This window comes from Streptomyces sp. NPDC098789, assembly GCF_044759975.1.
Classification (GTDB): domain Bacteria; phylum Actinomycetota; class Actinomycetes; order Streptomycetales; family Streptomycetaceae; genus Streptomyces.
Window position 1 is genome coordinate 374,179 of sequence record NZ_JBIWAJ010000002.1, and the last position, 13,117, is coordinate 387,295.

9 protein-coding genes and 2 tRNA genes are annotated in these 13,117 nt (G+C 70.0%); 7 read left to right on the forward strand and 4 right to left on the reverse strand.

The annotated features are described in order from the left end of the window. Nucleotides 1-40 precede the first annotated feature (40 nt). On the forward strand, nucleotides 41-640 hold the full coding sequence (locus tag ACIQWR_RS05950) for a hypothetical protein (protein ID WP_404005400.1): 600 nt from the start codon (nucleotides 41-43) through the stop codon (nucleotides 638-640). Between the two features lie 78 nt (nucleotides 641-718). Here ACIQWR_RS05950 and ACIQWR_RS05955 read toward each other — a convergent pair. After that, nucleotides 719-789, reverse strand: a tRNA-Gly gene (locus tag ACIQWR_RS05955). A 177-nt stretch (nucleotides 790-966) separates the two neighbouring features. On the opposite strand from ACIQWR_RS05955, the gene ACIQWR_RS05960 reads away from it, so the two are divergent. The 5 genes from ACIQWR_RS05960 (at nucleotide 967) to clpX (ending at nucleotide 5,805) form a co-directional block, all read left to right on the forward strand. Then, nucleotides 967-1,043 (forward strand) — tRNA-Pro (locus ACIQWR_RS05960). 259 nt (nucleotides 1,044-1,302) lie between these two features. Beyond that, a complete protein-coding gene (tig, locus tag ACIQWR_RS05965) occupies nucleotides 1,303-2,697 on the forward strand; it encodes a trigger factor (protein ID WP_404005402.1) in 1,395 nt (464 codons plus the stop codon). A gap of 300 nt (nucleotides 2,698-2,997) precedes the next feature. Continuing rightward, nucleotides 2,998-3,615, forward strand: a complete 618-nt coding sequence (locus ACIQWR_RS05970; protein WP_404005404.1) for an ATP-dependent Clp protease proteolytic subunit — start codon at nucleotides 2,998-3,000, stop codon at nucleotides 3,613-3,615. Between the two features lie 98 nt (nucleotides 3,616-3,713). After that, on the forward strand, nucleotides 3,714-4,367 hold the full coding sequence (locus ACIQWR_RS05975; protein ID WP_404005406.1) for an ATP-dependent Clp protease proteolytic subunit: 654 nt from the start codon (nucleotides 3,714-3,716) through the stop codon (nucleotides 4,365-4,367). Between the two features lie 151 nt (nucleotides 4,368-4,518). After that, the gene (gene clpX, locus ACIQWR_RS05980) at nucleotides 4,519-5,805 is read left to right on the forward strand and encodes an ATP-dependent Clp protease ATP-binding subunit ClpX (protein WP_399267092.1); all 1,287 of its coding nucleotides are present in this window, start codon (nucleotides 4,519-4,521) and stop codon (nucleotides 5,803-5,805) included. A gap of 64 nt (nucleotides 5,806-5,869) precedes the next feature. On the opposite strand, the gene ACIQWR_RS05985 is transcribed toward clpX, so the two are convergent. Together ACIQWR_RS05985 and ACIQWR_RS05990 are read right to left on the reverse strand one after the other, a co-directional pair. Further along, complete coding sequence (locus ACIQWR_RS05985; RefSeq protein ID WP_404005407.1) at nucleotides 5,870-6,841, reverse strand: hypothetical protein; 972 nt, start codon at nucleotides 6,839-6,841, stop codon at nucleotides 5,870-5,872. 91 nt (nucleotides 6,842-6,932) lie between these two features. Beyond that, nucleotides 6,933-7,694: a hypothetical protein gene (locus ACIQWR_RS05990; RefSeq protein WP_404005409.1), complete on the reverse strand. Its 762-nt coding sequence runs from the start codon at nucleotides 7,692-7,694 to the stop codon at nucleotides 6,933-6,935. 96 nt (nucleotides 7,695-7,790) lie between these two features. Between ACIQWR_RS05990 and ACIQWR_RS05995 the strand changes: the two genes are divergently transcribed. Next, nucleotides 7,791-10,412: a valine--tRNA ligase gene (locus ACIQWR_RS05995; RefSeq protein WP_404005410.1), complete on the forward strand. Its 2,622-nt coding sequence runs from the start codon at nucleotides 7,791-7,793 to the stop codon at nucleotides 10,410-10,412. A 77-nt stretch (nucleotides 10,413-10,489) separates the two neighbouring features. Here the strand turns inward: ACIQWR_RS05995 and ACIQWR_RS06000 are convergent, their stop codons facing one another. Further along, the gene (locus ACIQWR_RS06000; protein WP_404005411.1) at nucleotides 10,490-13,105 is read right to left on the reverse strand and encodes a YfhO family protein; all 2,616 of its coding nucleotides are present in this window, start codon (nucleotides 13,103-13,105) and stop codon (nucleotides 10,490-10,492) included. Between the last annotated feature and the right edge of the window lie 12 nt (nucleotides 13,106-13,117).

Genomic DNA, 13,117 nt, shown 5'->3' on the forward strand with positions numbered 1-13,117 from the left:
GGGAATCGCTTCGGCAGGTCTTCTGGAACGGGGAGGGAACGTGGAGTGGGGAACAGTCGTCGCCGTGCTCATCGGCGGACTGATCGGCTTGGGCGGTGACGCCATGGGGAGGATCGGCGCTCGCCGCCAGGCGAGGACGTCCCGCCGGGAACACCTGGAGGACGCCGAGACGGCGCGACGCCAGGCCGTTGAGGACGAGGGCAGGAGGGCGAAGGGGGGCAGGGAGATGCGCGCCGTGGAAAGGATCCTCTCCGCCTACCTGGAGAACCCCATCGGGCTCGTGAACCAGCCCCTGGAGGAGACCGTGCTGAGCCTCACCGAGATCTACAAGGTCCTGGGGTTCGAGCAGTCCTTCATCCTCGACGGCGAGCTGCGCCAACGCATCGCCGAGACATGCCATTTCCTGGATCTCGCGTCGGTGGGCGACGTGGGTGGGTACTCAGCGGCAGAGGTGGGCTTCCTCGCCAGGAGCGAGACCCGGATGCTGCTGGGGGCCTGGGCCCGGGGCGAGGCATTGCCGGATTCCATCGAGGGATGGGGAGAGATCCGGCTCGGCCGGGCGGAGACGGAGGCGCGCTGGCAGCAGAAACTGCGCGATGCCGGCTTGCGGGTGCGGATACCGCCACTGTCCGTCTACTGAGGCGCGGCCCGCGCGCCCCGGGAACGACGAAGGGCCAGGCAGAGGAAACATCCTCTGACCTGGCCCTTCGTCATCAAGAGCGGGCGACGGGAATCGAACCCGCGTAGCTAGTTTGGAAGACTAGGGCTCTACCATTGAGCTACGCCCGCACGGTGCGTACCGCAGGTCACCGACCGTGGCACACGCTGCATCCTAGCCGGTTCCGGCGGGCGATCGCACACCGCATTCCCGGTCGCGTCTCCCGCGCTCTTCCACGCTCTTCCACGCATTCCCTCACGCAGGCGCTCCGGAACGTCTCCGGGCATGTACCCTACGTGTCGCACCGACGGGGTGTGGCGCAGCTTGGTAGCGCGTCCGCTTTGGGAGCGGAAGGTCGTCGGTTCGAATCCGGCCACCCCGACCAACATCACGCGGCATCGCCGCGATGCACCTGTGGCACCACCGCACGCGCACCACCAGCACCGTCGTCGACGGGTCCCGAGGTGCCCGGCGGGGCCGCCTTCGTCAGCGTCGATATGAAGATCGCGTTGTGGGCTGCTGACCGCTTGCGGTTACTATGCAAGCTGCGTGCCCGTGTGTCTGATGTACCGGGCCCGATCCGCTGAACCGCTGAATCGCAGCGTCAGCAGAACCCCAGCAGTCAGCCACAAGGAGACCTAACCGTGAAGAGCGCCGTGGAGACCCTGAACCCTACTCGGGTTCGGTTCACTGTTGAGGTGCCCTTCGAGGAGCTCAAGGACAGCCTCGACGCGGCGTACAAGAAGATCAACCAGCAGGTCACGGTGAAGGGCTTCCGTAAGGGCAAGATCCCGGCCCGAGTCATCGACCAGCGCTTCGGCCGCGGTGCTGTGCTGGAGGAGGCCGTCAACGACGCCCTCCCGAAGTTCTACACCGAGGCGGTCAACGAAGCCGAGGTCAACCCGCTGGGTCAGCCCGAGGTCGACATCACGGAGCTGAAGGACGGCGAACTGCTGGCCTTCACCGCCGAGGTCGACATCCGCCCGACCGTCGAGATCCCGGACTACTCCGGCATCGAGGTCGAGGTCGACGCGATCGAGGTCACCGACGAGGACGTCGAGAAGTCGATCGAGCAGCTTCGCGGCCGCTTCGCGACCACCAACGTCGTCGAGCGCGCCGCCGCCGAGGGCGACGTCGTGACGATCGACCTCGAAGCCAAGGTCGACGGTGAGGTCCTCGAGGACGGCGTCGCTTCCGACGTCTCGTACACCATCGGCTCGGGCGAGCTGCTCGAAGGCATCGACGAGGCCGTGACCGGCCTGGAGGCCGGTGGCGAGGCCACCTTCACCTCGCAGCTCAAGGGCGGTTCCGCCGAGGGCAAGGACGCCGAGGTCACCGTGAAGGTCACCAAGGTCTCCGCCCGCGAGCTGCCGGAGCTGGACGACGAGTTCGCCCAGACCGCGAGCGAGTTCGACACGCTGGCGGACATGAAGGCCGACAGCCGCAAGCGCCTCGAGAACATGAAGCAGTACGACCAGGCCACCCAGGCCCAGGAGCGCGTGCTGGAGAAGTTCCTGGAGCTCGCCGAGGTCCCGATCCCCGAGAAGCTCCTCGAGGACGAGGTCAACACCCGCAAGCACAGCCTGGAGCACCACCAGCTGGGCCAGATGGGTCTGACCATCGAGAAGTACCTGGAGATCCAGGGCAAGACGGTCGAGGAGTTCGACGCGGAGACGCGCGAGCAGGCCGTCAAGGGCATCAAGACCCAGTTCCTCCTCGACGAGCTGGTCAACAAGGAGAAGCTGAACGTGAACCAGGAGGAGCTCACCGAGCACCTCATGCGCCGCGCGCAGTCCTCCGGCATGTCCCCGGACCAGTTCGCCCAGGCCGTCGTCGAAGGCGGCCAGGTCCCGATGCTGGTCGGCGAGGTCGCCCGCGGCAAGGCCCTCGCGGTCGTCGTCGAGGCCGCCAAGGTGACCGACACCAACGGTGTCGAGGTCGACCTGTCCGACGAGGACGAGGAGCAGGCCGCCGAGACGGTCGAGGCCGCGGTCAACGCCGACGCCGCTGACGCCGACGAGGCCGAAGAGGCCAAGTAAGCCCAGGCGGGGGGCCGGTCACGGTCCTCCCGCGAGGCTTGTGAGCAGTGCCCGAAGGGCCCGGACGCAGATGCGCCCGGGCCCTTCGGCTTCGCCTCGCGCGGGGCTCCGGAGCTTGCGCTCCGAGCGAACAGTTCGGGAAGCGGGATGGCGTTGTCCGACCTGCGCGTTAGGGTCCATGAATACGAGGGTTGCGGGAGTACCCGGACGCCGGCGGACAGGTCCGCATCGGCCGAGCCGCGGCCCCTGAAAGAGACGCTGAGACGGCACGTGAGCCGTCGGAGACGAGCAGGTGGATACGTGACGAATCTGAAGCCTCACGCCGCGGGTGAGCCGTCCATCGGTGGCGGCCTCGGCGACCATGTCTACAACCGGCTGCTCGGCGAGCGCATCATCTTCCTCGGCCAGCAGGTCGACGACGACATCGCCAACAAGATCACGGCGCAGCTCCTGCTCCTGGCCGCCGAGCCGGAGAAGGACATCTACCTGTACATCAACAGCCCCGGTGGCTCGGTGACGGCCGGCATGGCCGTCTACGACACCATGCAGTACATCCCGAACGACGTCGTCACCATCGGCATGGGCATGGCGGCCTCGATGGGCCAGTTCCTGCTCACCGGCGGCGCCAAGGGCAAGCGTTTCGCCCTGCCGAACACCGACATCCTGATGCACCAGGGTTCCGCGGGCATCGGCGGCACCGCCTCGGACATCAAGATCCAGGCCCAGTACCTGCTGCGCACCAAGCAGCGCATGGCCGAGATCACCGCGTTCCACTCGGGCCAGACGGTCGAAGCGATCATCCGCGACGGCGACCGCGACCGTTGGTTCACGTCCGAGGAGGCCAAGGAGTACGGCCTGATCGACGAGATCATCTCGGCCGCGTCCAACGTTCCGGGTGGCGGTGGCACCGGGGCCTGATCCCCGGGCAGCGCCGGGGTCCCGGACCCCGGCGGCGACCGCACGCACCCAGCCGACAGCCGTAGAACGCCACCAGGATGGTGAAACCCCCGATGTACATGAACAACCTCTCTCCCGCGAGCGGCCTCCACACCGGTCCGCAGGTGGACAACCGCTACGTCATCCCGCGCTTCGTCGAGCGCACCTCGCAGGGCGTGCGCGAGTACGACCCGTACGCGAAGCTCTTCGAGGAGCGCGTGATCTTCCTCGGCGTGCAGATCGACGACGCCTCCGCCAACGACGTCATGGCGCAGCTGCTGTGCCTGGAGTCGATGGACCCGGACCGCGACATCTCCATCTACATCAACAGCCCCGGTGGCTCCTTCACCGCGCTGACGGCGATCTACGACACGATGCAGTTCGTGAAGCCGGACATCCAGACGGTCTGCATGGGCCAGGCGGCCTCCGCCGCCGCCGTCCTGCTGGCCGCCGGTACCCCCGGCAAGCGCATGGCGCTGCCGAACGCCCGCGTGCTGATCCACCAGCCGTCCGGCGGCACCGGCCGCGAGCAGCTCTCCGACCTGGAGATCGCGGCCCGCGAGATCCTGCGGATGCGCGACCAGCTGGAGACCATGCTGGCCAAGCACTCCACCACGCCGCTCGAGAAGATCCGCGAGGACATCGAGCGCGACAAGATCCTGACGGCCGAGGACGCGCTCGCGTACGGCCTGATCGACCAGATCGTCTCCACCCGCAAGAGCAACGCGGTCTGATCCTTGCCGCCCCTTGGCGTGGGCGATCGTCGCAGAAGGCGATGTGAACCACGTCAAGGGGGCCCCGCAGGGGGCACTTGGCAAGGTACCGTCGGATAGAGGCACCAGGAGCGCTGAACCAAGCGTCTCCCAGGCGAAGGGGAAGCACCTCGTGGCACGCATCGGTGATGGTGGCGACCTGCTCAAGTGCTCGTTCTGCGGAAAGAGCCAGAAGCAGGTGAAGAAGCTCATCGCAGGTCCCGGTGTGTACATCTGCGACGAGTGCATCGACCTCTGCAACGAGATCATCGAAGAGGAACTGGCGGAGACCTCCGAGGTCAGGTGGGAGGAACTCCCCAAGCCTCGCGAGATCTACGAGTTCCTGGAGGGCTACGTCGTCGGCCAGGAGCCGGCGAAGAAGGCGCTCTCCGTCGCGGTGTACAACCACTACAAGCGCGTCCAGGCCGGCGAGAACGGCGGCGCGCAGGGCCGGGACGACGCGATCGAACTCGCGAAGTCCAACATCCTCCTGCTGGGACCCACGGGTTCCGGCAAGACGCTGCTGGCCCAGACGCTCGCGCGCATGCTCAACGTTCCGTTCGCCATCGCCGACGCGACGGCGCTGACGGAGGCCGGGTACGTCGGCGAGGACGTCGAGAACATCCTGCTCAAGCTGATCCAGGCGGCTGACTACGACGTCAAGAAGGCCGAGACCGGGATCATCTACATCGACGAGATCGACAAGGTGGCTCGCAAGAGCGAGAACCCGTCGATCACGCGAGACGTGTCGGGCGAGGGCGTCCAGCAGGCCCTGCTGAAGATCCTGGAAGGCACGACCGCCTCCGTACCGCCGCAGGGCGGCCGGAAGCACCCGCACCAGGAGTTCATCCAGATCGACACGACGAACGTGCTCTTCATCGTGGGCGGAGCCTTCTCCGGCCTGGAGAAGATCATCGAGTCGCGCGCCGGCGCCAAGGGCATCGGCTTCGGGGCGACGATCCGCTCGAAGCGCGAGATCGAGGCCAGCGACCAGTTCCACGAGGTCATGCCGGAGGACCTGGTGAAGTTCGGGATGATCCCCGAGTTCATCGGCCGGCTCCCCGTCATCACCTCGGTGCACAACCTGGACCGCGAGGCCCTGCTGCAGATCCTGATCGAGCCGCGTAACGCCCTGGTGAAGCAGTACCAACGGCTGTTCGAACTCGACGGTGTCGAGCTGGACTTCGAGCGCGAGGCGCTCGAAGCCATCGCGGACCAGGCGATCCTTCGCCAGACGGGCGCGCGCGGCCTGCGCGCCATCATGGAAGAGGTCCTGATGTCGGTGATGTACGAGGTCCCGTCCCGCAAGGACGTGGCCCGCGTCGTCGTCACCTCCGAGGTCGTCCGCTCCAACGTGAACCCCACGCTGGTCCCGCGGATCATCCCGAAGGACCAGGGCCCGCAGGAGAAGTCGGCCTGACACGGCCGCCGCACGACGTACGCGAAGGGGCGCCCCGGATCATCCGGGGCGCCCCTTCGCGTGTTCAGGCCTTGACGCGGGCCGTGTTGTACAGCTTCGCCGTGAGCTCGGCGGTCTGCTCCAGCGTGTAGCCCGGCTTGCCGGCGAGCAGGGAGGCCAGGTCCGTCGCGCTGACCATGCTCAGGGTGCTGTAGTCACCCCAGATGCAGATCGGGATCGTGGCCGCCTGGGGCCCCTTGGAGACCGCGCTCTTCGAAGTGAGTTTGGCTTCCTGGCACTTCATCACGGCGCCCTTGAAGCCCGCCGGGGTCATCGTCTTGGGGCTGCCCACGAGTTCGACCTCGGTGGTCTTCGCGTCCTTGGTGGAGTTCAGCTTGGCCATGGCGAAGTAGCCGTCCACCGCCTTCTCGGGGTCGGCGACCTCCCCGTAGAAACCCTGGAAGTTGAGGCCCTTGGCCAGCAGGGGGTTCTTCGGGTCGCCCGACTGGTACGTCATGCCCACCTGAGTGGGGTTCTTGACGCCGGCGGCCTCCGCCTGCTGCTTGTCCTGGGCGGTGAACTCCTTCTGCGCGTAGTTCGGGTCCTTCTTGAACTCGCCGACCGTGTCCGGTGCCACCAGCTTGTAGCCCTTGGTGTCCGCCGCCACGGTGCTGCTCGAACCGCCGCCGCCCTTCGTGAAGTACCAGCCCGCGCCGCCGATGACCGCGATCGCGAGGACCACCGAGAGGACGATCACGCCCGTCTTGGACTTCTTCGGGGGCTGCTGCTGGTAGCCACCGGGCTGCTGCGGCTGCTGGTAGCCCTGCGGGGGGACGCCCGGCTGCTGGGGGTAGCCGTAGCCGGGGGCGGGCGCCGGCGGGGGCGGGGGCTGCTGGGGGTAGCCCGGCTGCTGGTAACCGGGCTGCTGCTGCGGGTAGCCGTACCCGGGCTGCGGCTGCTGCGGCGGCTGCTGGCCGTACGGGCCCGGCTGGCCCCCGTACGGTCCCGGCTGCTGCGGCTGCTGGCCGCCGTACGGACCTGGCTGGTTGTAACTCATACCCGCGTCCCCCTTAGGAACTGCTTATGTTGCTCACATCCTGTCGGAAGGGCGTGAGTATCCGTGCCCCGGGGGCCCGGCAGTTACCGAACTACGACGCGGGGACCTCCATGACCTCCCGCAGCGCCTTCGCCCGCGCCGCGAGTGCGTCGAGTGTCACCGGCTTGTTCTCGATGGGGACGGTGACCGTCACGAGCGTGCTGTGGTCGGCCCACATGCACAGCGGGAGCGAGCCGCCCTGGATCGCGAGGATGCCGCAGCGCATGGCGCCGCCCGCCGGCGCGCCGGCCTCGTGCGTCGTGACCTGCCCGTCCTGGATGCCCATGGCCCGCAGGCCCGTGTCCACCGCCGCGCCCGGGTCCTCGTCGGCGAACCGGCCCTCGGTCCCGCTGACGACGAGCTGAGCGGTGCCCTCGCCGTCCGCGTACACGACGGCCACGGGCTTCGTGCCGGGCTTCGCCGGGCCCTGCCCCTGCTTGATGGCGTCGACCCGTGGGCCGGAGTCCTGGAGCGTCAGGCCCTGGAAGGAGGCGGGCGGTGCCAGGCGGTAGCGGCCCGCGTCGGCGGCCGGTTCGGCGGCCTCGGGGGCCGGGGCGGACCGGGACGGCCGCGCTCCGGGTGTGCTCGCCGCCTTCGGCTCGTCGGGGTCCAGCAACGCGTTCATGGCCGCTCGCCCGCCCAGCACGCTCGCGGCCGTCACGAGTACGGCCGCGACGATCCACACGGCACGCTTCGCCTTCGACGGCGGCACCGGCGGTGTCGTCGCGTACGGGGTGGGCGAGGTGGGCGGCGCGTACGGGGCGGGAGGGGCCGGTACGGGGGGCCGCGTCGGCTGCTGATCGTTCTCGTTCATGGGCCCAGTGACGCCGACCCGTCATGCGCAGGTCAACGGATGCCGGGATGCGGTATCGATTCGTAACGGGGTGGGGACCGCCCGTATCCTGTGCCCGTGACCGAGAACGCGCAGACACCCAGCAGCCCCAACTCCGAACTGCCGACCGCGTACGCACCGGCCGAGGTAGAGGGGAAGCTCTATGAGCGCTGGGTGGAGCGTGGGTACTTCACGGCCGACGCCGCGAGCGACAAGCCCGGCTACACCATCGTCATCCCGCCGCCCAACGTCACCGGCTCCCTGCACCTGGGCCACGCCTTCCAGCACACGCTGATGGACGCCCTCACCCGCCGCAAGCGGATGCAGGGCTACGAGTCGCTGTGGCTGCCCGGCATGGACCACGCCGGCATCGCGACCCAGAACAAGGTCGAGCAGCAGCTCGCCGAGGAGGGCAAGTCCCGCCACGACCTGGGCCGCGAGGACTTCGTCGAGCGCGTCTGGCAGTGGAAGGAAGAGTACGGCGGCAAGATCCTCGGCCAGATGCGCCGGCTCGGCGACGGCGTCGACTGGAGCCGTGAGCGCTTCACCATGGACGAGGGCCTCTCCAAGGCCGTCCAGACGATCTTCAAGAAGCTCTACGACGACGAGCTGATCTACCGCGCCGAGCGCATCATCAACTGGTGCCCCCGCTGCCTCACCGCGATCTCCGACATCGAGGTGGAGTACCAGGACGACGCGGGCGAGCTCGTCTCGATCATGTACGGCGAGGGCGAGAACACCCTCGTCGTCGCGACCACGCGCGCCGAGACGATGCTCGGTGACACCGCCGTCGCCGTCCACCCCGACGACGAGCGCTACCAGCACCTGATCGGCACCCGGATCAAGCTGCCGCTGACGGACCGGACCATCCCGATCGTCGCCGACACCCACGTCGACCCCGAGTTCGGCACCGGCTGCGTCAAGGTGACCCCCGCGCACGACCCGAACGACTTCGCCATCGGCCAGCGGCACGGCCTGGAGTCCATGACGATCATGGACGAGCGCGGCATCATCACGGTCCACGGCCCCTTCCTGGGCCTGGACCGCTTCGAGGCCCGCTCCGCGGTCGTCGGCGCCCTGCGCGAGCAGGGTCGGATCGTCGCCGAGAAGCGTCCGTACCAGCACTCCGTGGGCCACTGCTCGCGCTGCCGCACCACGATCGAGCCGCGCCTGTCGCTCCAGTGGTGGGTCAAGGTCGAGACGCTGGCCAAGGCCGCCGGTGACGCGGTCCGCGACGGCCGGGTCGCGATCCACCCCGAGGAGATGTCGAAGCGCTACTTCGACTGGGTCGACAACCTCAACGACTGGTGCATCTCGCGCCAGCTGTGGTGGGGCCACCGCATCCCGGTCTGGTACGGCCCCGAGGGCGAGGTCGTCTGCGTCGGACCGGACGACGAGGCGCCCACCGGCGAGGGGTGGACGCAGGACACCGACGTCCTCGACACCTGGTTCTCGTCCGGCCTGTGGCCGTTCTCCACGCTCGGCTGGCCGGAGCAGACCCCGGACCTGAAGAAGTTCTACTCGACCGACGTGCTGCTCACGGGCCACGACATCATCTTCTTCTGGGTCGCCCGGATGATGATGTTCGGCCTGTACGCCATGGACGGCGTGGCCCCCTTCAAGACGATCGCGCTGACCGGCCTGGTCCGCGACGAGCGCGGCAAGAAGATGTCGAAGTCCTTCGGCAACGTCGTCGACCCGCTGGACTGGATGGACAAGTACGGCTCCGACGCCGTCCGCTTCACCCTGGCCAAGGGGGCCAACCCCGGCACGGACGTCCCGATCGGCGAGGACTGGGTCCAGGCGTCCAGCAAGTTCGCCAACAAGATCTGGAACGCCACGCGCTTCGCGCTGATGAACGGCGCGACGATCGAGGGCGAGCTGCCGCCGGTCGAGCAGATGTCGGCGACCGACCGCTGGATCCTGTCCCGCCTCAACAAGACGGTCGCGCAGGTCGACGCGTACTACGACGACTTCCAGTTCGCGAAGCTCAGCGAGGCCCTCTACCACTTCGCGTGGGACGAGGTCTTCGACTGGTACGTCGAGCTGTCGAAGACCACGTTCTTCGCGGGCGGCGAGCAGGCCAAGGTCTCCAGCCGGGTGCTGGGCGAGGTCATCGACGTCATGCTGCGGCTGCTGCACCCGGTGGTCCCCTTCGTCACCGAGACGCTGTGGACCACGCTGACCGGGCGCGAGTCCCTGGTCATCGCGGAGTGGCCGAACGACAGCGGCTTCCGCGACGAGGCCGCCGAGGCCGAGATCGGCAGCGTCCAGGCCGTGGTCACCGAGGTCCGCCGCTTCCGCAAGGAGCAGGGTCTGCAGGACGGCCAGAAGGTCCCGGCCCGCCTGGACCTGGCCGGTACGCCGCTGGCCGCGCACGAGGCCGCCATCCGGCAGCTGCTGCGCCTCCAGCCGGAGGGCGACGCCTTCAGCGCCACCGCCACCCTCCCGGTCGCGGGCGCCAGCGTCTCCCTCGACCTGTCGGGCACCATCGACGTGGCCGCCGAGCGCAAGCGCCTGACCAAGGACCTCGGCGCCGCCGAGAAGGAGAAGCAGCAGGCGGAGGCGAAGCTCGGGAACGAGGCGTTCATCGCCAAGGCCCCCGACAACGTCGTGGACAAGATCAAGGGCCGCCTCGCCAAGGCCGGGGCGGACATCGCCCGGATCCAGGCGCAGCTGGACTCGCTCCCGCAGGGCTAGCGGCCAGCAGCTCGATACGACGAAGGCCCCGCACCGTGGATCGTTCACGGTGCGGGGCCTTCGTCGTATGGCGGTGGTCACCCGCTCCGGCGTCCGCTGCTCCGGCGTCCGCGCAGCCGCGCCGCGACGGCCATGCCGAGGAGCGCCAGCGCGCCGGCGCCGGTCCCGGCGAGGCCGGCGGACAGGCCCGGTGGCGTGTAGGCGCACTCGATCCGGTCCGCGCCGCCCTTCCCGAGCGGTACGCCGAGCAGCCCCTGGTAGGACACCGGTGGCCGGGCCGGGCCCCCGTCGACCGAGCAGGTCCAGCCCGGGGGAGCGGTGGTGGCGACCACGGCGGTGCCGGTGGAGCCCTTCGGGAGGCGGGCGGTCAGGGAGTGCCCGCCGGCCTCGACGGCCGCGCCGCCGGTCTCCCGCAGGGTCCGCACCGCCTGCTCGAAGGCCGGGACGTCCAGACAGCCGAGCGCGTCGGCCGGGAGCGACTGGCCGTCCTCGCCGGTGCGGACGGTGAAGACGAAGCGGCCGTCGGCCGGGACGGTGCCCAGCTCCTTCAGCGGCGCCAGCCGCTGCGGCGGGTCGCCGTAGAAGCCCTCGGAGGCGCCGCCGGCCGCCGCGACGTCGGCGCGCAGCGCGGGCGCGTGGAGGAAGGCGCGCGCCCCGGGCGTGCACTGGGCGGTGAAGGTGTTCCCTGCGGGAACGGCCCGGGCGTCCGCCGGGTCCGCCGTGTCGGGGCTCAGCCGCAGGCCGCGCCGCGGGTCCTGGGCGGTGAGCGCGGGCACCTCGTACACCCGCGCGCCCAGCGCGGCCTGGCGCCGGGCCCACACCGAGTCCGCGGGGGCGCCGTACGCGCGGTCGCTGCCCGGCGGCCGGACGGCGACCAGCGGCAGCGCGGTCGTGTCGCGGGCCCGGGCCCCGTCGGTGTCGATGACGTCGACGGTGGCGCCGATGCCGAGCAGGGCCTGGAGGACGGGGTCCCGGACGGGCCACAGGTGGCGGCCGCCCATGGCCTCGCCGAGGCCGAGCCCGGCCAGCGCGTCGGCGGTCTCCTTGGTGATGTAACTGCTGTAGTACGAGCCGCCCCCGGTGCCGAGCAGCATGGCGTCGTTGTTGGTGACGAAGACCCCGGGCCCGGGGTCCGTGCGCGTGGCGGGCCAGTCCTCGTGCGGGGCGAGCACCCGACGGACGTTCAGCCCGAGCTCCGTCATGGTCTGGGCGCGGGCGGGGCCGCGCTTGGCGGGGTCGAGGAGGTCGGTGAGCCCGTAGACGGAGTACGTGGCCCCCGCGAGGACGGTGACGGCGAGCAGGGCGACGACGGCGCCGCGGGCCCGGCGCCGGCGCCCGCGCGCGTAGAGCAGCAGCAGGCCGGTTACGGCGGCGCCGCCCACGAGGCTGCCGGTCAGCGCGTGGCCGCCGACGGGCTGGGCGTCGTAGGTCAGGGCGAGCAGGAGGGAGAGCAGCGCGGCCCCGCCGAGCAGGGCCCGCGGCCGGGGCATCCGGGCCAGGCAGACCCAGGCGGCCATGGCCAGGAAGCCGCTGAGGACGAAGGACTCGCGGAAGGGGGCGCCGTGCGGGAGGGCGAGGCCCTGCCAGAGCTTCGCGGTGGGCGTGTACACGAAGGAGAGCGCGGTGAGGACGATCAGCGCCGCCCAGGCGATCCGCTCGCGGACCGGGACCCGGGACTGGAAGGGCAGTGCGAGGACCAGCAGGAGGACGAGGGAGCCGGTGAACACGTTGGGCGCCGAGGGGCTCGCGATGCTGCCGGGCAGGAACATCGCCAGGTAGCCGAGGGCGGGGGTGGCCACGCTGACGACGTACTTGTCGGTGGGCTGGGCCTGGGCGTTGGCGAGGGCGCACACCACGATGGCGGGGGCGGCGAGCAGCATGCCGGTGGCGGTCATGGTGGCGGCCCGCCACAGGACCCGCAGCCGGGTGGGCCGGTCGGTGTCGGCGGTCGCCAGCCGCAGCAGCAGGACGAGCGCGGCGGCCAGGGTGGCCATGGCGGCGGTGTAGAAGTTCGCGTACCAGCACAGGGCGACGAGGAGGCTGCCGAGGACCCGGCGGCGGCCGGTCAGGCACCAGTCGGCGGCTATCGCGAGCAGCGGGAGCGCGACCAGGCCCCACATCCACATGGGGACGATGGCGCCCTCGGCCAGGTTCCAGCCGCACAGGGCGTAGCCGACGGATATCAGGGCGCGCAGCCAGGGCGAGCCGGGGCGCAGCCGGCCGAGGAAGACGGTCATGGCGGCGGCGGCCAGGCCCATGCTGAACAGGCTGACCAGGAAGACGGGGAATTCGCTCTGGTCGCGGGGGAAGAGCCCGACGAGCCAGGAGAAGGGGTTGGCCAGGTAGGTGAAGAAGTCGCCGAGGAAGCCGACGCCGTAGCCGCTCTGCCAGTTGTAGAGGAGGTCGCCGTGCGCCGCGCCGTGCTGGAGGTCCCACAGCTGGGTGTGGAAGGGCACGTACTGGTGGCGCAGGTCGTTGTCGGCGCGCGGGGACGGGCCGAAGGGGTAGGTGCCGTGGGCGGCGAGGCCCGCGCAGTACGCCGTCATGGACATGAGCGCGGAGACCAGGGCGGCGAGGGCGCCGGGGCGGCGCCGGCGCGCGGGCGTGCCGGGTGCACCGGGTGCGCCGGGTCTGTATCGGCCGTCCGTGGTGCGGGGCAGGACGGGGGCAGAGCTGGTCGGGACGTGACTCATCGGAAAGCGGGC

What these genes read in the sequence shown, in the direction of transcription:
- ACIQWR_RS05975 (WP_404005406.1), top strand. Translation starts at nt 3,714, where the DNA reads ATGAACAACCTCTCTCCCGCGAGCGGCCTCCACACCGGTCCGCAGGTG.
- ACIQWR_RS05985 (WP_404005407.1), bottom strand. Translation starts at nt 6,841, where the DNA reads ATGAGTTACAACCAGCCAGGTCCGTACGGCGGCCAGCAGCCGCAGCAG.
- ACIQWR_RS05990 (WP_404005409.1), bottom strand. Translation starts at nt 7,694, where the DNA reads ATGAACGAGAACGATCAGCAGCCGACGCGGCCCCCCGTACCGGCCCCT.
- ACIQWR_RS06000 (WP_404005411.1), bottom strand. Translation starts at nt 13,105, where the DNA reads ATGAGTCACGTCCCGACCAGCTCTGCCCCCGTCCTGCCCCGCACCACG.